The 21,509-nt window shown below is 54.4% G+C and carries 14 protein-coding genes and 1 pseudogene; 10 read left to right on the forward strand and 5 right to left on the reverse strand.

Translation table 11 applies throughout. The annotated features are described in order from the left end of the window. Window positions 1–103: 103 nt before the first annotated feature. Window positions 104–2,467, reverse strand: coding sequence for a PAS domain-containing sensor histidine kinase (locus CLV58_RS25530; protein WP_106140675.1), 2,364 nt, complete (start codon window positions 2,465–2,467; stop codon window positions 104–106). 232 nt (window positions 2,468–2,699) lie between these two features. Between CLV58_RS25530 and CLV58_RS25535 the strand changes: the two genes are divergently transcribed. Then, window positions 2,700–3,551 carry an AraC family transcriptional regulator gene (locus CLV58_RS25535; RefSeq protein WP_106140676.1) on the forward strand — a complete coding sequence of 284 codons (852 nt, stop codon included), beginning with the start codon at window positions 2,700–2,702 and terminating at the stop codon, window positions 3,549–3,551. Window positions 3,552–3,692: 141 nt separating this feature from the next. On the opposite strand, the gene CLV58_RS25540 is transcribed toward CLV58_RS25535, so the two are convergent. Further along, window positions 3,693–5,258, reverse strand: coding sequence for a RagB/SusD family nutrient uptake outer membrane protein (locus CLV58_RS25540; RefSeq protein WP_106140677.1), 1,566 nt, complete (start codon window positions 5,256–5,258; stop codon window positions 3,693–3,695). A 35-nt stretch (window positions 5,259–5,293) separates the two neighbouring features. Continuing rightward, on the reverse strand, window positions 5,294–8,527 hold the full coding sequence (locus CLV58_RS25545) for a SusC/RagA family TonB-linked outer membrane protein (RefSeq protein WP_245882469.1): 3,234 nt from the start codon (window positions 8,525–8,527) through the stop codon (window positions 5,294–5,296). Between the two features lie 482 nt (window positions 8,528–9,009). On the opposite strand from CLV58_RS25545, the gene CLV58_RS25550 reads away from it, so the two are divergent. The 8 genes and pseudogenes from CLV58_RS25550 (at window position 9,010) to CLV58_RS25590 (ending at window position 16,524) form a co-directional block, all read left to right on the forward strand. Next, window positions 9,010–10,044: an alkaline phosphatase D family protein gene (locus CLV58_RS25550; protein WP_106140678.1), complete on the forward strand. Its 1,035-nt coding sequence runs from the start codon at window positions 9,010–9,012 to the stop codon at window positions 10,042–10,044. A gap of 211 nt (window positions 10,045–10,255) precedes the next feature. Beyond that, window positions 10,256–10,684: a hypothetical protein gene (locus CLV58_RS25555; protein WP_106140679.1), complete on the forward strand. Its 429-nt coding sequence runs from the start codon at window positions 10,256–10,258 to the stop codon at window positions 10,682–10,684. A gap of 112 nt (window positions 10,685–10,796) precedes the next feature. Next, window positions 10,797–10,937 (forward strand): annotated as a pseudogene (locus CLV58_RS29080) (Txe/YoeB family addiction module toxin); the annotation flags it as partial. Between the two features lie 387 nt (window positions 10,938–11,324). Then, window positions 11,325–12,617 carry a Gfo/Idh/MocA family protein gene (locus CLV58_RS25565; RefSeq protein ID WP_106140680.1) on the forward strand — a complete coding sequence of 431 codons (1,293 nt, stop codon included), beginning with the start codon at window positions 11,325–11,327 and terminating at the stop codon, window positions 12,615–12,617. A 580-nt stretch (window positions 12,618–13,197) separates the two neighbouring features. After that, a complete protein-coding gene (locus CLV58_RS25575; protein ID WP_211300905.1) occupies window positions 13,198–13,476 on the forward strand; it encodes a hypothetical protein in 279 nt (92 codons plus the stop codon). A 98-nt stretch (window positions 13,477–13,574) separates the two neighbouring features. Beyond that, window positions 13,575–14,570, forward strand: coding sequence for a DUF6414 family protein (locus CLV58_RS25580; protein WP_106140683.1), 996 nt, complete (start codon window positions 13,575–13,577; stop codon window positions 14,568–14,570). Window positions 14,571–14,771: 201 nt separating this feature from the next. Then, window positions 14,772–15,893, forward strand: a complete 1,122-nt coding sequence (locus tag CLV58_RS25585; protein WP_106140684.1) for an FG-GAP repeat domain-containing protein — start codon at window positions 14,772–14,774, stop codon at window positions 15,891–15,893. 139 nt (window positions 15,894–16,032) lie between these two features. Continuing rightward, entirely contained in the window at window positions 16,033–16,524 is a 492-nt protein-coding gene (locus tag CLV58_RS25590) for a DinB family protein (RefSeq protein ID WP_106140685.1), read from the forward strand. A gap of 74 nt (window positions 16,525–16,598) precedes the next feature. Here CLV58_RS25590 and CLV58_RS25595 read toward each other — a convergent pair whose 3' ends face one another. Together CLV58_RS25595 and CLV58_RS25600 are read right to left on the reverse strand one after the other, a co-directional pair. Beyond that, complete coding sequence (locus CLV58_RS25595) at window positions 16,599–17,765, reverse strand: PQQ-dependent sugar dehydrogenase (RefSeq protein ID WP_106140686.1); 1,167 nt, start codon at window positions 17,763–17,765, stop codon at window positions 16,599–16,601. A gap of 349 nt (window positions 17,766–18,114) precedes the next feature. Beyond that, complete coding sequence (locus tag CLV58_RS25600) at window positions 18,115–19,617, reverse strand: Gfo/Idh/MocA family protein (RefSeq protein ID WP_106140687.1); 1,503 nt, start codon at window positions 19,615–19,617, stop codon at window positions 18,115–18,117. Between the two features lie 218 nt (window positions 19,618–19,835). Between CLV58_RS25600 and CLV58_RS25605 the strand changes: the two genes are divergently transcribed. Next, on the forward strand, window positions 19,836–21,482 hold the full coding sequence (locus tag CLV58_RS25605) for a T9SS type A sorting domain-containing protein (protein WP_170108804.1): 1,647 nt from the start codon (window positions 19,836–19,838) through the stop codon (window positions 21,480–21,482). The last annotated feature ends 27 nt before the right edge of the window (window positions 21,483–21,509 follow it).

Here is a 21,509-nt window from a genome sequence, read left to right on the forward strand (position 1 = left end):
GTCTATAAACGATTATTTTCCCTTGCCGGTTTCCTTGCTGTCTGCGGTTTTCGCCCGTTGGGTTGCAGGTAAACGGGCGGGTGACGATGCGCCCCCCGTCAATTTAGTCCCTGGGGAAATAGATGCTGAACGTACTCCCCTGACCAGGTTGACTGCGCGCGATGATCGCACCACCGTGGTTGGCAACGACTTTGCTACAGATCGCCAGCCCGATACCCGTACCAGCATACTCGCTTCGGGTGTGAAGCCGCTGAAACACCTGGAAAATACGATCCAGATACTTCTCGTCGAACCCAATGCCATTGTCGCTGACGTCGATGCGGTAATAGGCATCGGCTACCCGTACCGATCTGGCCGAGTCAGGTAGGGCGTCGGCGGGTACAGTGACACAAGTAATCGTGACGACAGGCTGTACACCGGGCCGGTGGAATTTCAGGGCGTTGCTCAACAGGTTCTGGAACAACTGCCCCAGTTGGGAAGCATCGCCCGAGATCGTTGGTAGTGGCTCAATCCGAAAGGTGCTGTCGGCTTCGTCGGCCAGCAAACTCAGGTCGGCTATTGCGTCGTCGATGACCTGCCGGAGCGACACCAGCTGAATAGAGTCCGGCTGAATCGCGATGCGGGAGTAGCTGAGCAAATCCCGAATCAGTGTCGACATCCGGCTGGCAGCCAGCTGCATTCGGTCCAGGTAGGCGGTACCCGAGCCGAGTTGGTCGTTGTATTCGCTTTTAAGCAGATCGCCGAACTGCTGAATCTTGCGCAGGGGTTCCTGGAGATCGTGGCTGGCGATGTAGGCAAACTGACGGAGGTTTTCGTTCGATCGCTGCAGGTTCTGAACCAACACCTGTAACTGCGCCGTACGGTCCCGCACCTGTGCTTCCAGACTGGCTTCGACCTGCTTCTGTTCGTCAATATCTGTATTACTACCGATCCATTGCTGCACGTTTCCTTCTGCATCGCGGATGGGGTAGCCCCGGATCAGAAACCAGCGATACACACCATCGTGCCGACGAATCGGAGCCGTTAACTCGAACGGCTCACCCTGTTGCCAGGCTTTTGTCACAAACGCGACGACGCGGTCGACGTGGTCCGGGTGGTAAACGTACTGCCAGCCCCAGCCTTTTTTGTGTCGTGAATCAGTACCGGCATAGTCGTACCAGCGTTGGTTGTACCAGGCTACGCTGCCGTCGGCATTAGCGATCCAGGCCAGGTGATCGATGGAGTTCGCCAGCGTACGAAAACGGGTTTCGCTGGTTCGCAGGGCTTCTTCAGCCTGCTGGCGAACCGTAATGTCCTGCGCAATGCAGCTAAAGCGTTGCGCTATCCCTTCGCTGTCGAACTGCGTTTGCCCTCTGGAACGGATGGTGCGCTTCTGGCCCGTTACGGCGTGTAGGATGCTATACTGAATTTCGCACCGCCCACCCGACTCGTACTGAAGCGCGTGCATGAAACTGTCCAGCATGCGTTGCCGGTCTTCCTCAACAATCCGGTCGAAAAAGAAGCGGATACTGGCTTCGGCTGTATTGGGTATACCAAACAGCGTTTTCATCCGGTCGTTGCTCCGAAACTGTTCGGTCTGTACGTTCAACGACCATATACTGATTTCAGCTGCGTCGACGGCAGCCATCAACTCGATACGTCTGGCTTCGACTAGCTGGCGGGACGTTACCAGCTCGGTCACGTCGTGGCCAACGGCCAGTACACCGGTGATCGTGCCGGCTGCGTCGCGGAATGGCTCCAGCGATAGACTGATATACAGGTGTTCCGGGCCTTCATGCCGGGGTACGCTAACGGCCAGTTCGCTAAGTACGGCGGGTTCGCCCGTCGTCAACACGGCCCTTACTGACTCGTAGATTGTCTGTCCAAAGGCACTGGGCAAAGCGTCGAGCAGGGGTCTATTCAGTACCTGTTCGCTGGTCCGGTCCCAATAGCGTAACATGGGCTTGTTAGCGACGGTAACCGTCAGTTGTGGCCCACTGAACAGCGCCATGGCAGCCGGGGCCTGCTCCACCAGTTGCTGAAACGGCTCGTGCGGGTCTCGTTGCCACTGCGTGTCTGGCTGGCTTTCGTCGGGCAGGTTGAAGGCTACCCCCGCCAGACGAGTGATTTGCCGGGTTTCATCGACGCTGCTTCGCCCCATAAATCGAATCCGGCGCGAGCGTGTTTCGCGCTCACCGATCGTGCGGTACGTCTGGTCGAATGAACCCTCACCATGATGGGTGTTCAGGGCCTGCTGAATAGCTGTGTGTACCCGATCAACATCGTCGGAGTGAATATGGGCGATGAATCGGGCGTAAGGCAGTTGATTCTCGCGGGTCAGGCCAAACAAGCGACCAGTACGATCATCCCAGGTGATCATACTGGTGGCCGGATCGAATTCCCAGAACCCTAATCCAGCCGCCTGGAATACTACATTTGCATCGAGCCGTTCTGGTGACTGGGCAAATAAATCGAACGTATCGTTCATTGAAGAGTTGGGACTGCCAGGATACGGGTTATGGTACAGCCAAATATAAGTCTGTTTATAGGGAGTTTATGTATTTTTACCTAGTACTTACCCAGCGGTAAAGCGAGTCGGTGCGATGGGAATCGTATGCAATCGTGTGCATGATCTTGATGGCGACACGTCTGCTGAAAGTGAGGTAAAGTACATAAAAATTGTCTTCTACCCAGAGAAGCTGTATCGTAGTCTGTGATTCATGAAACTCCAGTTTGAGCGCATCGAGCCCGGTGCCGGCAGTTCGTTTCGGGTGTTGCACGCCAAAGAAGCCGAGCCGTGCCGGGTGTTCTGGCACCATCACCCTGAGTATGAGATCGTGTTTGTCCCGACCGGGCAGGGCCGGCGGCATATCGGGAATAGCATCGGCCACTACGACGGGGGCGATCTGGTCTTTATCGGGCCTAACCTCCCGCACCTGAATTTCAGTTACGGGCACGTCGGCGATGCGTTTGAGGAAGTTGTGGTGCAGCTGCGGGCCGACTTCCTGGGGGAGCCGTTTCTGAACCGCCCGGAGCTGACAGCCATACGCCGGCTATTCGAGCGGTCGCATACTGGTTTGCTGTTCGGGGCCACCACTCGGCTGGCCGTGACCGAACGGATGATGCACTTGTCCACGCAAACGCCGTTTGAGCGAATGCTTACCCTACTACAGGTATTACAGATTATGGCTACCGCTGTTGACAGTGTACCGCTGCATGCCGACGGGGTGCGGTTTGAACTAAACCCGAAAGAGCAGGCGCGTATCGATCGGATATGCTTATACGTCGAGAGCCATTATACTGAGCCCATCGACATTCGCACCGTTGCCGATATGGCTAACCTGACCGTGCCGGCCTTCAGCCGTTATTTCAAACGCATGACGCACCTGACATTTACGGACTTCGTCAATGAATACCGGGTCAGTCAGGCGCAGCGGCTTCTGCATTCAGCCCGTACCATTTCCGACGTAGGGGCAACCGTCGGCTTTTCAAACCTGTCGCATTTCAACAAGACCTTCCGTGAATCGACCGGCCAAACGCCAAGCGCCTACCGGAAGGGATTGAGTGATTGAGTGATTGAATGATTGAATGATTGACTAGGCTGACACTCAATCATTCAATCACTCAATCATTAAAAAAAGAGTGATTGAGCGGGTGACTCGCGTCAGCCCATTCAATCACTCAGTCACTCAGTCACTCAACAATTCAAATCACTATACGCCCGGATACCCAGGGTTCTGCGTTTTCAGGTTCGGGTTGTTCAGCAACTCCTGCCGAGGAATGGGCAGCAGCAGGTGCTTCTCCTGAAGGGCCTGATTGGAGCTTGGGTTGATGTGGCCGACGAAGTTGTCGAAGCCGTTGGTTTTGTCGTTGTAGACTTTCCGCAGCCGGACCATGTCGAACCAGGTGAGTTGCTCATAGCATAGCTCGTGCCAGCGCTCCCGCAGCACCGCGTCGCGGAAGGTCGCCTGCGTAAAGCTGCCCAGCGCGGGCGTTGTCAGCGCGGCCCGGTCACGAATCCGCTTCATGGCGTCGTAAGCCGCCTGATTGGGGCCGCCCACTTCGTTCTGTGCTTCGGCGTAGATCAGCAGCGTCTCGGCAAAGCGAATCTGCGGCACGTTCAGGTTGTTCTGACGGGTACCCGCCACACCCGATGTACCGTTGGCAGTCCGGTTGAAGTGCTTGAACACGTAGGGAGCGCCCAGGCTGAACTGCGCACCGTTGCCATTGGTGTAGTAGGTCGTGTAGAAATAACCCACCTGGTCTTTGGCCCGCAAATCGCCACTTTCGTACGAGTTGTAGAACGAACCCGTCGGAACCGAACTACCCGTTCCACCGGGGCCGTTGTAGGTCACCGGTTTGAAGTTGGGGTAGAAATTGTCCATCGGGTTACCGGCAACTGACGTGTTGTACTGGATCATAAACAGGTGTTCCAGCCGGTTTTTGTTGCTTTCCCGGTGTACGTCGTCGTAGGTCGAAAACAGGTTGATCGACGAGGGGTTTGCGTTGGCGTAGGTGATTACTTCCAGCGCTTTGTCGGCGGCCAGTTTGTAGTACGACGCCCCTTTGCTGAGCGGAAAACCAGCCATCGTCAGGTACACTTTCGATAACTGCGTCTTGACCGCAGCCAGATTCGCCCGCCCGCTAACGTCGGTCCAGGCCAGCCCGGCGGCTTCAGCCGCTGTCAGATCCTCAACGATCAGTTTGTAGACGTCTTCCTGCGACGTGCGTACCGGCATAAAATCCGCTGATACGGCCGATTGCGGCTGTGTAATCAGTGGAATATCGCCCCAGAGCCGAACGGCGGTGAAGTAGGCCGATGCCCGCAGGAAGCGCGCTTCCCCCAGGATCTTGGTCCGCTGTGCAGCATCCATCTGCGGAATTCCCGGTACGCGGGCGATGACCAGATTGGCGTTGGCAATGAGTCGGTACAGGCCATTCCAATAGTTGACTACGTGAACGGTGTTGCCGTCGTGAACCAGCCCGTACAGGTTGTTCAGATCGGAGTTCTGCGCCGTCTCGGTGGTTGACGTACCGGTCAGTGCTTCCAGCAACTGCCAGTTGGTGGAGAAGATTCCAGCATCACCGCCCATAAATCGCAGCCCCGAATAAGTAGCGGCAATACCCGCTTCGGCATGGTCAGGGATTGTGTAAAAATTATTAGGGCTCAGGTTCGAGGGAGCTTGCTCTTCCAGAAACGTCTTACAGCCGACGAAGCTCGTCAGGGCAAAGCCAAACAGGACTGCTCGGCCAATATGTTTTATTGTGGTATGTGCCATACAATGAGATGCAGGTGTTTGAGTGTCTTACGACATTACAGGCCAATTTGCAGACCCAGCAGGTAGGTGGTTGGCTTTGGATAGTTGTGCCAGATCATGCCTTGCGAGAAAGCACTGTTGCCGGTACCCTGGTTGGTCGGCGTAACTTCCGGGTCGCCAACGATCGGATCTTCGAGCAGCAGGAAGAAGTTCTGCGCCGACGCGTACAGCCGGAGCCGGTTCATCTTCAGGCGGTTGGTGACTGCTGCCGGGAAGGTGTAGCCAAACAGCAGGTTACGACCGCGCAGGAACGAGCCATTCTTGATCCAGTGGCTGTCTACATTGGTCACGTAGCCCGCCCGCGTATCCCGAATCTGGGCAATCGGCGTGTTCTGGTTCTCTGGCGTCCAGGCCGTCAGCACTGAGCTGTAGCTGTTGGCCAGCGCCTGCCGGTCTTCACTGGCGTGCAGGTTCATCAGCATAACCTGGTTGCCAAACATGTACTGCAATTCAAGCGTAGCGTCGAAGTTGCCGAAGCGGAAATTATTGGTCAGCGCACCCCAGCCTTTCGGGCTACCGTTACCGATGATGCTGCGGTCGGCGTCGGTGATGGCGCGGTCGCCGTTCACGTCGAGGTACTTGATGTCACCGGGCAGAATCGTCAGACCGTTCCGGTAGCTGGTATAGCGGGCGGCTTCGTCGCGCTCAGCCTCACTCCAGGTACCCAGACGGGTCAGGCCCCAGAACGAACCGACTGGTTCGCCCACCCGGATGACGTTGGTTGGGTTGGTGAAGTTAGGACCACCGACGTTGAAGATATCCGACGGCGTTGCCAGCGACAGCACCTTGTTGCGGTTGAACGAGATGTTGAACGTTGTGTTCCAGCTAAACTGACCCCGGCTGACGTTGGTCGTATTCACCGAGAACTCAAAGCCCTGGTTCTGCATTGAACCAACGTTACGACGGATCGTTGCGTAACCGCTCGAACGAGGTACCGGTGCGTCGAGCAGCATGTCGGTCGTCAGACGGTAGTAATAGTCGGCTTCGATGTTTACGCGTCCTTTGAACAAACCCAGTTCAAGCCCTACGTCGGTCTGCGCCGTTTTTTCCCAGCGCAGATCCGGGTTTGCCAGTCGATCAATGCCGGTACCGCCCGCCCGTGTGTCGCCGTAGATGGTAGCGTAGTTCGAGTTTAGCAGCGACAGCGACGAGTACGGCGGAATTTCGGAGTTACCCGTCAGCCCGTAGCTGGTGCGCAGTTTCAGGTTCGAGATAACGTTGTTGCCTTTCAGGAAGTCCTCTTCCGATACGCGCCAGGCGAGTGCTGCCGACGGGAAGAACGCAAACTTGTTGTTTTCCCCGAATTTAGATGAACCGTCGGCCCGACCGGTAGCGGTAAACAGGTAGCGATTCTTGTAGCCGTAGTTGATCCGTCCGAAGTACGAGTTGAAGGCAAACCGATCCGCGTACGACGATACCTGTGGGTTGGTAGCGCCCGCGCCCAGGTTGTTGAAGCCAAAGTAGTCGGTGGCAAATCCGCTAACCGATGCGCCGATTCCAAACCGGGTGGTTTCCTGCCAGGAAAGACCCAACAGACCCGTGAACGAGTGATCCGGTCCGAACTGCCGGTTGTAGGTCAGGTAGTTTTCCGACGACCAGAAGTTCGTGCGGTTGTTATTACCCGACGCGTTCCCGTTGCCACCGATGTTCAGCGTACGGGTCTGCGACTGGTTGATCTCCTGCGTCTGGATGTTTGCACCGAGGACCGAGCGGAATTCCAGGCCCTTCGCCAACGTGATGTTGGCGTACAGGCTACCCAGCGTCGTCTGCGTGTTCTGGATGTACCGGCGATCCATCAGGCGGTGAACCGAACTCATCGTTCCTTCGGCCTGCGGGTAGTCGCGGTTTTCGGCGAAAATGCCGGTGTCCGGATAGCGAACGGGCAGGAAAGGGAAGTCTTCCACGATCTGCCGGGCTACCGCGTCATTGACGTCGACCAGGTTTTCGGTCTGGTAGTTGTAGTTCAGCGTACCGCCGACTTTCAGCCAGCTCTTCACCTGATCGTCGAGGGTAAAGCGCCCTGAGTATCGCTTCATGTACGAGGTCTTGATCAAGCCCTGATCGTCGCGGTAGTTGAGCGAGATCGAGTACTGCGTCCGTTCGTTACCGCCACTAAAGCCCAACTGGTGGTTTTGCGACAGCTTGTTCTGCGCCGACTCCTTGAACCAGTCGGTGTCGTAGAGTGGATTCAGGTTCGCGTCGAAAACGCCGGGGTGGGCGGCACTGAACGTTTTGCGCCGGGCCACCGGGTCGAGGTTGGCGTACTTGCCGGCCGCCCAGCCCGTGGGGTCGAATTTCGATATGTTCGCGTAGGCCAGGTCTTCCACCGCCAGATACTCACGGGCGTTCAGCACTTTCGGCTTGTTGGGCCCGATGGTGTTGACGCTGAACTGACCGTCGTAGGTAACCCGGCTTTCGCCCGCTTTTCCTTTACGGGTCGTAATCAGGATAACCCCGTTGGCACCCCGCGCGCCGTAGATAGCCGTCGACGACGCGTCTTTCAGGACTTCAACGTTGGTAATGTCGTTGGGGTTGATGTAGTCAATCGGGTTGCTGAACTGATCGCCCGTGCTTTGCGGCAGCATGACACCATCGACCACGTAAAGTGGGTTGTTCGACGAGTTGATCGAACTAAAACCCCGGATACGAACGGTGGTACGACCACCCGGACGCCCGGAGTTGGTGTTTACCTGTACGCCCGGCAACCGACCCGACAACTGCTGATTAAGCGATGGGGCTGGACGCTCCATCAGTTCGGCTTCCTTGATACCCGAAACGGCCCCCGTCAGGTCGGATTTACGCGCCGTACCGTACCCGATAACGACGATTTCGTCGAGTACCTTGTTGTCCGATTTCAGGGTAACGTTGATGGTCGTCTGATTTCCGACGGCGATGTCCTGCGACAGATAGCCCACGTATGAGAAGACCAGTTGCGCGTTACCCTCGGGAACGTCCAGCTTGTAGGTGCCGTCGGCGTTGGTAACCGTACCGCGCTGGGTGCCTTTGATGACGACGCTTACGCCCGGAATCGACTCGTTTTTGTCGTCGACAACCCGGCCCGTGATCGTACGATCCGCTTTCGCCGTTGCGAACAGACCCGGTACGGAGAAATCGGCTGTTGTGCCATGCGCAAACGCAGGCGTCTGTTCACCCGCCATCAGGAAGCAGGCTAGTAAGAATTGCCCCGTAAGCCAGCCCGGCGTATGCCGGCTAGGTACTAGTTTTTTCATAAAATTAAGTGGACTGGTTGGTAGAGGTTCTTAATGTACTGACTACGCATCTATGCTTATTTTCATACAGAGAAGGACACAAGGATGGTTTTACTCGTCTTTTTTTAATAAAATTTATAAACTGGTTAATAGTGTATTAATGACGCATTAATCAATTTTAATATGCAAGTGGCTGTCTTTCAGTATGATGATTTTGTTTTTGCGCTTAAGGTAAGGAAGTGAAATTATATAGAATTAGAGGACAGTACTCCGTAGTGTCCGGGCAGGTGATCCGACGCTGGGGCGCTTTTCCGGGTGCGGGATAACCTACGTAACGATCTGCCGAAACCGTTGCCGCCAGCTCGCCAAATGAGCCGCTTGTGGACTGCGTAACCAGGGTGGCCTGCCGGTCAACAGGTCGCTGTTATCAAATCGTGAAGTTGACCGACCGAATCCGCCGACCGCCTAAACTTGTACCCTGAATCTCAATCTACGACGTTTCGATGGTACGTTTTCGACTACTAACTGCCCTGCCCCTTTTCAGCTGTACCCTGTTTGTTGCCTGCCGCTCGAACCAGCCGAAAACGGCGCAGGTCAACCCCCAACCGGCTGTTGTGCAGACAATCGCGTTCGGCTCCTGTAGCAAGCAAAGTCTGCCCCAGCCCCTATGGGACGACGTTGTCGCGCAGCACCCCAACCTCTGGATCTGGCTCGGCGACAATATCTACGGTGATTCGGAAAGCATGGACACGCTGCGGGCCAAGTATGCGCTTCAGAAAAGTAACCCGGTTTACCAGCAGCTTCGGCAGTCGGCCACGGTGCTGGGTGTGTGGGACGATCACGACTATGGCGTCAACGATGGGGGGAAGGAGTACCCGCGTCGGCGCGAGAGTCAGCAACTGCTACTCGACTTCCTGGACGTGCCCGCCAACGATCCCCGGCGGACGCAGGAGGGGGCTTATTCGGCGCAGACGTTCGGACCGGCCGGCAAGCGCGTGAAGGTAATTCTGCTCGACGGCCGCTACTTTCGCGATCCGCTGAAGAAAGACGGTAAAAATAACGTTCCCGATTCATCGGGCGACATGCTGGGCGAAACGCAGTGGCAGTGGCTGGAAAAACAACTGACCAACTCCGACGCCGACGTCCACATTATTGGCTGCGGCATTCAGTTTCTGACCGACGAACATCCGTACGAGAAGTGGGCCAATTTTCCGACCGCGCAACAGCGACTGTTCGATCTGCTGGGTAAGACCAAGCCGAAAGGGGCCATGCTCATCAGTGGCGACCGGCACATCGCCGAGATCGCCAAGAAACGCATTCCCGGCCTGCCCTACGACCTGTATGACATCACCAGCAGCGGCCTGACGCACGTGTCGAAACCGTACGAAGAACCCAACCGCCACCGCGTCGGCGCGAAGATCACCGAACTCAACTACGGCTTGATTACCATCAACTGGAATCAGAAACCCCTGACGGCCACCGTCCGTATCAACGGCGATAACCAGGCCACCTTCCTGACCCACGAGGTAACGTTTTAACGACGCCAAAGCGGTTGATTAATACCACCGTTGCTCATGAGCAAGTGATCCTACTCATCGTTCGGCCTTATAGAATCCAGCACTAATGTTCCTATTCGCTAGCAGTAACATTTTCTCTGCAGTGATTATTCGTAATATTTGGCACAGGGGCCAATGTGGATGACAAGAACGCTTTAAATCTTCACATCGTTAGCCTATAAACGGCACTATTATGAAACTACCACGTCCACTTTTGCAAGGGCAGAACGATATGGCCACGATACTTAGGTGGCTCTACTCTCCTGCATCTGTACAAGCATATGGAGAGATGGCAGAGGATGATTTCAACATATCTTGGGGCGAGATGTCAAGTGAGGAAGCTAATGCACTGCTAATTGTGTTGGGAGCAGCAGAACAGACAGAGGCTTTAAACAAACAAAGTCCTAGCCTTTTAAGCCTTATGCCCATAGTAGTTTTACAAGGGCTCTCTAACACGTATGTCCGTCTCAACCCTTACAAAAGCGTACTGACCAAGATCAGAGACGGCGAAGTAACCCGCCTGGAAGCTAAAATTCTGGCTGGCGAAATTGCCATCTCGCGTAGCGAAGGAATAACCCTGTCTGGCGATCAGCTAACAAACTTCGTTGCTAATGCCGCGTAACGTTGAGTTTTCCCCGGAAGCATTCGATGAGTTGAAAGAGTGGTTACAGGTCGACAGTAAGATGGCAAAGAAAATACTCGATCTAATCGAGACATGAACCCGCACGCCGTTTGAGGGCATTGGCAAACCAGAAGGGCTGAAAGGTAACCTTAAAGGATACTGGTCAAGGCGAATAAATCTGGAACACCGACTAGTGTACCGGGTCACAGACGAGCGAATATACATTTTCTCCTGTCACGGTCACTACGAATAGTGTCGAGAAACGTAGCGTAGCTCCATTTGGACTGGGTAAGACTCCAGTAGTGTTCTAATGCGCGTTCATAAGCAGGTGGAACCGGAAACCCCTGACGGCCACCGTCCGCATCAACGGCGACAAGCAGGCCACCTACCTGACCCACGAAGTGACGTTTTGACAACGCCGAACTAAAACTCGATTACGCTGCCATCGACCTATGTAGCCCAGACGTCCACGTCTGGTGCCCGTCAGGGCAACTTATGTAGGCGGCAGCTTGTCGTCCGCTTCGCGTCCACCCGGACCTGGAGGTCCAGGCTACACACCAGCGAAGACGGAAAGTTGCGGACGGCTGAGTAAGTTTAATCAGCAGGGGTGCTTTCAGCTGAAATTGCTGACACACAGACTATGGCCGGATCGCTCAATCGCCGTGATTTCCTGAAAGCAGGCGCTGTTGTTTCGTCGTTCTTTATCGTACCGCGCCGGGTACTGGGCGGGCCCGGTTTTCTGGCTCCCAGCGACAAGATCACGCTGGGCTTCATCGGCTGCGGCAAACAGAGCGTAGGCTTACACAAAAACTTCCAGCAGAACCCGCTGACGCAGGTCGTGGCGGGGAGCGACGTGTATGCCAGTAAGCTGGACAGCTTTGTCAAAACGAACAATGAGCGGTACGCACAGCAACTGGGCGAAACCGCCTACAAAGCAACCGACGCCTACCCCGATTTTCGCGAGCTGCTGAACCGGAAAGACATTGACGCTGTGGTGATTGCCACGCCCGACCACTGGCATGCGGCCATGGCGGTGCGGGCGGCCGAAGCAGGGAAAGACATCTACTGCGAGAAGCCGCTATCGCTGACGATTCCCGAAGGCCGGGCGATGGTCGACGCTACCCGCAAACACAAGCGCGTGTTTCAGACGGGCAGTATGCAACGGTCATGGAAGGAGTTTACGCAGGCCGTGCAACTGGTGCGCAGCGGAGCTATCGGACCGGTTAAACGGATTGACATAAGCGTCGGCGGACCGCCCAAAGACTGGGACTTACAAGCCGAAACACCGCCCGCCGGACTCGACTGGGCTTTCTGGATGGGACCCAACGAGATCGAACGACCGTACAACAACGGGCTGGCACCGGCACCGGACGCATCGTTCTGGGCGAAATGGCGCGACTACCGCGAGTTTGGCGGGGGCGGCATGACCGACTGGGGTGCGCATATGTTCGACATCGCCCAGTGGGGACTCGACATGGACCGGAGCGGCCCGACCGAATTGATTCCGCCCGGCGGTAACAAAAACGAAGGATTGATCTACCGCTATGCCAACGGCGTCGAAATGGTGCATCAGCCGGTGGCGGGCAAAAACTACTGTCGCTTTATCGGCACGACGGGCACGGTACACGTTGGCCGGGGGGATCTACAGACAACCCCCGCCGAGCTGGCAAGCCGCGTGTTCAAACCGGAAGACTACACCTTCCAGACCAGCACCAATCATTATCAGGATTTTCTGACGGCCATCCAGACCCGCAAACCCCCCATCTGCGACGTCGAAGTAGGCCACCGTACCGCCAGCGTCTGTACCATCGGCAACATCGCTTACCAACTCCAGCGCCCCCTCCGCTGGGACCCCGTCAAAGAGCACTTCATCGGCGACAAAGCCGCCAACAAACTGCTGAGCCGCCCCATGAAAAAGGAGTGGAAAGTGTAGATATTGAGAATATAATGTTTCGTTATTAAATAAAGATCGTTGAGGATACGAACGTAGGTTTGAAAGCGGCTCGCACTCGCATTCGTATCGGTGGACGTTCCAAAAGGTTTTCGCCGAAAGCCGAGGGATGGGGAAAGTGGCTGTACTGCTCTACGAAAAGAAGAACCCCATCGACAAAATGTTGGTCTTTGTTGGGATCAAGTCAAAAGCCACAATAAGCTTACATTTACATTGCTCCGACTCTGAACGCTCCTGGACGTTTTATAGAGTTATGTCGCTTGCGAAACATATACGAGTCGGTGAGGATAAACGAGGAATCGCTAACATCTACTATTTGGCTTACATTGACCAATCGCTGGCACCAATACGGCATTCGCATTGTGTAAAGGGGAGAATATAATGGCTACGGGCTTTGTAATTAAAGGTTTCTAAAATACAAAATTTGATTCGGGAATAAGTGAGAAAATCGAAATGGTTGATTTATACCGTGGTAGTAGGGGCCTTACCCTTCCTGATTAGATTGCTACTATATGTTATTAGTAAACGAGTACAAGCTGACTATATCATTAATGAAATAGACATGATAACATTCGGGCTTGTATTGAATATTACTAATATAAATGAGTTAGAGGATGATAATGAAATGAGTCAACAGTCAAAATTTAATTATAAAGGTATATCTATAGTCGCTATTGTCTTATTTGCTGTTTTTCTTGGAATAGCGTATGTGGCAGACATGCAGAAAGATAGTTTTTTAGATAAAAGTAATATAAAAATATGCTCGGCTATTCTGAGTTTATTATCACTTGGGTTTAGTTATTCTATCTATAACGGACAAAATACTCAACAAAATGATTGATCTTATCAATGCATTTGTCATATTATCAACCACTATTGTTGGGGGTGCAATGCTATTCTTTACCATACAAAATTTAAGACAAAACAGGCGTAGGAATTATGATGAATTCATCGAAAAGCGAAAACAACGCAACCAAAAAGATTAAGTCTTTTCATTATTTGGATACTGAAAAAATGTATTCAATTTCTTCTCAAATTTTTGAAGGCTTGACTGATTACGTCTTAAAATCAAAGCAAAGTTCGAATCAGGAGACTGAAAGGCAAAAAGGTAGAGAGTGGGGTAGTGGAAAAGTTCTTGCTGATATTATAGAAGAATCGTCTGGAACTACAGAAAAAAGATTTCTGCATGATTACGCATATAATCTATTTGAAGATGCTCTTATACAGGCAGATAGAGTATTAGATATTACAGAAGAAAATATTTCGGAAACTATTGGCTCGATCAATGACAAAGGTTTTGTTAGAGTGACGGGAAGGGTACTCTTTAACGATATTAAAAAGGTGATACACTCTTTAAATAATTTCAACGAATTTGGATATGCTGTATGGTATGTTACCCAAGGTAAGGACTTAGTGAAGACCTACAAAGAAACAAAAGATAAGGCTAACAAGATTGTCGATAGAAATAAAAGAGCAGCTGCTATTTCTCGCTTAGACGGCATAATAAATTTTAAGGAACAAATAGAGAAGGAAGGTTTATATTTAGATCCAGATAATCTAGCAAATATGGGTTACTTATTAGACTATGGATATGAGGGGCAATTTGAAGCACAGATACCTATAGTCAACGAAAAAAACGATTATCTGTTTAGCGCAATATTAAAACGTGAGATGCTTCAAGAGAAGGAAGATATACTTATTAAAAAATATTCTAGAGAGACAGAAAGACGCTTTACTATCTTTGGTATTCCAGTTCAAACTCAGGGTGAGACAGCCAAATTAAACTCACGCAGAGCGTTAGATGAAGATAATGTTGTACTAAAACAGGCAATGATGAACTTCGTATCAGCTTTGACGAAGCTTGAAGGGACATTTACTGGCAAGTTGCCCAATGAGTATGTGATTGACCCCATTGCAGTTTACATAGAAATTTGAGTCAAGAAGAAGGAAATAGTACAAAGTAGAGTTTCAAAGGGTGCCGTCCTGACCCGCCATACTGAAACGGCGGGTTAGGACGGTACCCCAGCAATACGATAAGTAGCAATAGTACACGAGGACGCATGGGGTAAGTTACGCGGGAAATTGGCTTTTGTCAGTGGTCGTCTCGTGGTTGTCAACTGCTAACTCCTTCACCGTATGCGTCGTATCCTGTTTGTGTTGCCCTTGCTGCTGTCGGCAGCTCCGCTGCCGGCACCGCCGGCGCCTACCTTCGACCGGTATTTTGTCGCAGCAGAAAGTTACGAATCGGTGGCCGTGTTCGATGTCGATAACAACGATACGCTCGACATCGTATCGGGTGATTTCTGGTATGAAGGTCCCCGCTTTCGCCGTCGGCACCTGATCGACAATCAGCCCCGGAAGGAGCAGTACTACGACGACTTCTCGACCATCCCGCTCGATGTCAATCGCGACGGGCGTACGGATTTTGTAACGGGAGGGTGGTTCAACCAGACGCTGCGGTGGCTGGAAAATCCGGCTAAGAAAGACAGCCGCTGGACGAGTCACGACATTGCCAACGTCGGTAATATCGAAACGACCCGCGCCTGGGACATCGACGGCGACGGTACGGTGGACATTGTCCCAAACAACCCCAACCATCCGCTCAAATACCTGAAGCTAATCGGGCCGGGTCAGTTCAGTACCGTCACGGTAGCGCCTACGCAGGGCCACGGGCTGGGTTTCGGCGATGTTAACGGCGACGGCCGGGGGGACCTGATCGTGAGTGATGGCTGGCTGGAAGCACCTGCTGATCGCTCGGCTGGCAACTGGACGATGCACAAGGAGTTTGCGCTGGGAACCGCCAGCGTGCCGATTCTGGTGGTCGATGTCAATGGCGATAGAAAGAACGACCTGATTGTGGGGCAGGGGCACGGCTACGGCCTGCACTGGTACGAACAAACGGGCGACGCGACGGGTAAACGCAGCTGGACGAAGCACCTGATCGACGACAAGAATTCGCAGTACCATACCATGGAATGGGTCGACATTACGGGCGACGGCAAACCCGAACTGCTGACCGGCAAACGGTACCGCGCCCACAACGACAACGACCCCGGCTCCGACGACCCGGTCGGCCTGTATTATTTCAGCTGGGATGCGACTCAGAAAGCGTTCACGAAACAGACCATCGCGTATGGCCCCGCCGGTGTCGGCAAAGGGACCGGCATCTACCTCGCCGTCGCCGACCTCCGCAAAACTGGCCGCAACGACATCGTCGTCGCCGGGAAAGATGGGCTGGTGGTGTTTTTTGCCAAATGAATGAGTGAGTGATAGAATGATTGAATGGCTCGCGCCAGCTTATTCAATCATTCTATCACTCACTCATTCAATCACTGATGACATAAGGCTGTCACTGGGTCGGTTGATCTTTGAATCGTCAACCAAAACCAATCGCTTTATGGACCTACTTCCGATTTTTCTGCACGAACTGGCGCAGGAAGCTGCTATCACCCGCAAGTTTCTTAGCCGCGTACCCGCCGACAAATTCGACTGGCGACCCCATCCCAAAAGCATGACGCTGATGCAACTGACGACGCATATCGCTGAACTGCCGTCGTGGGTACAACTGGCACTGACGACCGATGAACTCGACTTCGCTACGTCGCCATACAAGCCAACGGTAGTCAGCAGTACGGATGAATTGCTGGCTATGTTCGAAAAGGCGCTCAACGAGGGCCGGGCGGCACTGGAAGCGGCTTCGGAAGCCACGCTGCCCAAATCCTGGACCCTGCGCGACGGCGATACGATTTACAGCACGACGCCAAAGCACGAAGTCATTCACATGACCTACAATCAGATCACCCACCACCGGGCACAGCTTGGCGTCTATTTCCGCCTGCTCGATATCGCTGTCCCCGCCAGCTACGGACCAAGTGCAGACGAAAGCTGAGTGGTTGAATGATTGAGTGATTGAATGAGTGCTTGCACCACCCTATTCAATCACTCAATCATTCAACCACTCAATCACTGTACCGGCGAGAGCCGGAGGATGCGGCCGGGGTTTTCGAGGGAGACGTACAGGTTGCCGTCGGGGCCTTGTTTGACGTTGCGGATACGGCCCTGTCCTTCAAGCAGTTTCGCTTCACCCGTGATCTGATTATTGCTGATGCTCAGAATGCTCAGGTAGTTGCCCGCCAGCGCCCCCGTTGCCAGACCACCGTTGGCACTACCGAAGCGTTCGTTGGTGATGAATGCCAGACCACTCGTACCGATCGAGGGTGTCCAGGTATGGATGGGGGCCTGAATGCCGTCGCGGGTGGGGCTTTGCGAGATTGTTGTGCCGTCGTAGTTGATACCGTTAGAGACAAGTGGCCAGCCGTAGTTCGCGCCCTTCTGAATGATGTTGACCTCGTCGCCCCCCTGCGGTCCGTGTTCCGTCGACCACAGCTGATTCGTTGCGGGGTTGATCGCCAGTCCCTGCGGATTGCGGTTACCGTAGGCGTAGATGGTCGTCGGGGCTGTGTTGCCGGGCAGAATCGGGTTGTCCGACGGCACCTGTCCGCTGTCGGTCATGCGGTGAATTTTACCCCAGCCCAGCTGCGTGTTCTGTGCGTTTTGGTTGGGTGAATTCGCCCCGCCCTGCGACCGTGGTCCGCCTTCACCGACGCTGAGGTACAGCATGTTATCCGGGCCAAATTCGATCCGGCTCCCGTAGTGCCCCCGCCAGGTGTTGCTGGCATCGGTCTGGAAAATCGTTTCGAGATTGCTGATCTGATTGTTGGTCAGCTTAAACCGGATCAGGTTCAGCTGACCGGCTTGCGTGCCTGCCGTCGACGCGGCATGACTGGCATAGATCCAGCCGTTGCTGGCATACTGCGGATGCACCCGAACGTCGAGCAGGCCCCCCTGATTATCGGTGTAGATAGTTGCGGGTAAACCCGTTATCTCGGTCGCCGTAGTCGCCCCGCTGGGGAGCCGGTACAACTTACCCCGTTTTTCGGTGAAGATCAGTTCGTTGTTGGGCAGAAAGTCCATGCCCCAGATGATTTCGTAACCCGTTAGGACGGTGGACACCTGAAGTTCAGTCGGGCGGGGGGCAGCATCATCCGTGTCTGCCGGTTTAGTACAACTGCTGAACAGACTAGCGCCAGCCAGCAGCGCGCCCAGTGCGAAGAGATTGTGCGTTTTCATACGTTGCGATTAATCAGTTTTTAATCTCAACGTAACAATGATAGAATTGTTGAAGGATAGAATGATTGAATGTGTCGCGTAGAGATGTAAAATCTTGCGTCTCAGCATGCGTCAGCATGTCTAGCAAATTCTATCCGGCAGCAAACACCATCCGGCGGTGAGCCGCAAAGGCCGGGTCGCGTCACGGTGGCCGCCGTTGCGTCTCTACCGTGCATCAGCCAAATGTATCCGGCAATAAAGCTATCCGGCGGTGAGCCGCAAAGGATTGCGGCTCTACAGAAAACAAATGCCTGACCGATTTCGTCAATCAGTCAGGCATTCAATCATTCTATCCTTCAACAATTCAATCTTACGCCGTCAGCGACCAGCCGTCGCGGTACTGGCGCGTGACGAACTGATTGGCTTCGTCGAAGTTGGTAATCTTCGTATTCTTACCGTCCCAGGTCAGCTGCTTGCGGCCGGGGTAGGTAAAGCCTTTACCGTCGGCTTTGGGTGTGCGGAGAGTATAGCTGCGAATCGCCAGGTTACCCATCAGCACCGACTCCGTCAGCGGCCCGGCGAAGTCGAACGAAGACGTCAGCGCCTTGTGCTCCTTGCTGTTGAAACCCGCTTTGCAGGCATCCGTCCAGAACACCTGGTGGCCGTTTTCGGGCAGCGATACCGTTCCGGCTGTGCCCCGTGCGGGCTTCGGAGCGGCTTCCAGTTTCTTGCCGTCTTTCGTGTATAGCTTCGGGTCGTCGCCGTACATACCGCAGGCAATCAGTCCTTTGTCGCCGATCAGGAATACGCCGTTCTCGCCGTTTTCCGGGAACGGTTCCCCTTCCGGCAGCATCTCGGGCCGGAACGGACGCAGTCCACCATCGAGCCACACCATTTTCACGGCCGACTTATTTTTGCTCGACTGCGGGAATTGCAGTTCGACGTGCGACGAGGGGGGGCAACCTTCGGGAATGTATTCGGGTGTCCAGTCTTTCAGGAACACGGCACCGATGCTGGTTTCGACTTGCGTCGGATAACCCAGACCCAGTACGCGGAATGGAACGTCCATGATGTGGCAACCGATGTCGCCCAGCGCGCCGGCCCCGAAGTTCCACCAGCCGCGCCATTTGAACGGGTGATAGGCAGGGGTGTAGCCCACTTTCTGTGCGGGGCCGAGCCACAGATCCCAATCGAGATCGACGGGCGTTTCCGAAGCCGGTTGCGGAACGGGAATACCCTGCGGCCATACCGGGCGGTTGGTCCAGAGGTATACCGTGTGTACGTTACCGATCAGCCCTTTGTCGAACCAGTCGACCATCTGCTTCTGCTGCGGGTTCGACGACCCCTGGTTGCCCATCTGCGTCACGACCTTGTACTTGCGGGCCGCTTCGGTCAGCATCCGGGCCTCGTGAATGTTGTGGGTCAGTGGCTTCTGCACGTAGACGTGCTTCCCCCGCTGCATGGCGGCCATGGCCACAACCGCGTGCGTGTGGTCGGCGGTCGACACCGTTACGGCGTCGATGGTTTTGCCTTCCTTGTCCAGCATTTCGCGGAAATCCTTGTACCGCTTGGCGTTGGGGTGCTTGGTGAAGTTTTCTTTCACCCGGGCCAGACCCCAGTCGACATCGCAGAGCGCGACGACGTTATTCGCGCCATTGTTATACGAGTTATTGATATCGCTGAATCCTTTGCCGCCAAAGCCGACGGCGGCCAGGTTAAGTTTGTCGCTGGGAGCAATAAACCCTTTGCCGCCGAGTACGTGGCGCGGCACGATGAAAAAGCCCGCCGACGCCAGCAGGCCCGACTGAATAAACTGCCGCCGGGAGGTAGTACTACCCGTCTGTTCCGGCGTATTCGCTGAGTGATCTGACATGTTGCTAGAAAAGAAGAAGCTATTTTTTTAGAAAAGCAGCGCACAGGCGGTTTATACTTTCATTTTCTTATCAGTGCCGCTATCAGCGATATATCTTTGTCTGTTTTGATCAACCGTCCTCTATGAAAAAACAGCTACGCTACTGTTTACTAATTCTATTCTGTTCGAGTCTCTCGCTATTTGCACACGGACAGTCGTACACAATCACGGCGCTACCCATGTCTGTCACAGCAGTCTGCACCGGTACGATCATTAAAGTTCCGTATGAAGTAGTAGGCTCTAACGGTCTGGGTAGTGGCCGGTATGTCGTGCAATTGTCTGATGGAGGGTCGTATCAAAACCTGGTCACGTATTACGTCGGTTTTTACAAAGATGGCCTGGGCGCGTTCGTCCCGAACAACTTTGCGCCCGGTACATATACGGTGCGCGTGATCGATAGTCAGGTACAAAGCGTTATAAATGCCAGCCCCACAAAACTGGCTATCCGGTCAAGACCGGTAGCGCCTACGATAGCGGAAACGTTACAATTCTGCCCAGTTGTGGACGGTACAAATCAACCGGCGGGGGCGGTGTACATTGTGCCTACACCCCAGCGAGAGGCAGGTATGGTTATGCGTTGGCAATTAAGTAGGCGAGACGCCTTTGGGTTGCGCGGAGAAGATTATAACCAGGTGAGCATTGCCGCATCGAAGCTGGAGCCGGGCCAATCCTATACGTTGACTGTTTCCCAAGGAAGGCCCGACAATACCTGCTCGGGTGATACCACGTTGCTAACGTTGACCATACGACCATTTCCGAGCGTCGCTCCACCCTCGCTGTCGCTGACGGTTTGCCAGGGCGATCAGGGTGTCGATCTCGCGAAGAAAATACCGGCCCCCGCCGGGCATCAGTATCAGTTCTTCGATGGGACGGGCAAGCCGGTAACAGCATCGATAGAAACCAGTCAGCTTGGAACAACCTCGTACACAACGAAGGTAATGACCACTGACGGTTGCTACGGTGTCGACATGAACGCGCCGGGTCGCCCTGTTCCGACGGGGAACGTCGTTGTGTCGGTGGGTAATCGCCCGGCTAAACCCGTCGTTTCTACAGTACCGATCGTGTTGTGTCAGGGGCAGCCTGCTGGGCCACTAAGTGCGACGACGACGATGGCAAACACCTCGCTGTTCTGGTATGGCCCGGCGGCAACCGGCGGTGTAGGGTCGTTTACCGCCACCGTACCGGCAACGACGGCAGCGGGAACAGGCAGCTATTACGTCGCCCAGCGATTGAGTGAATGCGAGAGCGAACGAGCGGCTATCTCCGTCGATGTCCGTCCCCTGCCGACGGCTGCGCTGACCGGTACGCAAAGCATCTACGAAGGACAGTCGGCGAAGCTGTCGGTGGCGTTTACCGGTGATGCCCCGTGGACGTTTTCGGTGCAGGACAGTTCGGCCACCGGCAGCGGGGCGGTGAAATCGGTGCAGACAGCCGCCAATCCGCATACCCTTGACGTGTCGCCTACCCAATCGACGGCCTACGTGTTGCGGGACGTGCAGAACGGCTGTGGGCTGACGAAACTGACGCTGACGCCGGTACTGGTAACGGTCAATAAGGTGCTGGACGTGGAAGATCAGGCGCTGGCCGACGCTCTCGACGTATATCCGGTACCCGCCGTTACGACGCTGACGGTGAAGCTGCGGGGGCTGTCGCCAGTGCAAACGGCGCGTATCGAACTGATTAGCGAAACGGGGCTGGCGGCCTGGCAAACCGAAACGCGGCAGGAAACATCAGTCCTATCGCTCGATCAGCAACCAGCGGGCGTCTATGTGTTGCGCGTCCGGGTTGGCGACCGGCAGGCGTCGCGCCGGATTGTCAAACGCTGAGGTAGTCCGTAAAAAAGCGTATCATGC

Origin of the sequence: Spirosoma oryzae (assembly GCF_003002825.1) — a bacterium.
Lineage (GTDB): Bacteria > Bacteroidota > Bacteroidia > Cytophagales > Spirosomataceae > Spirosoma > Spirosoma oryzae.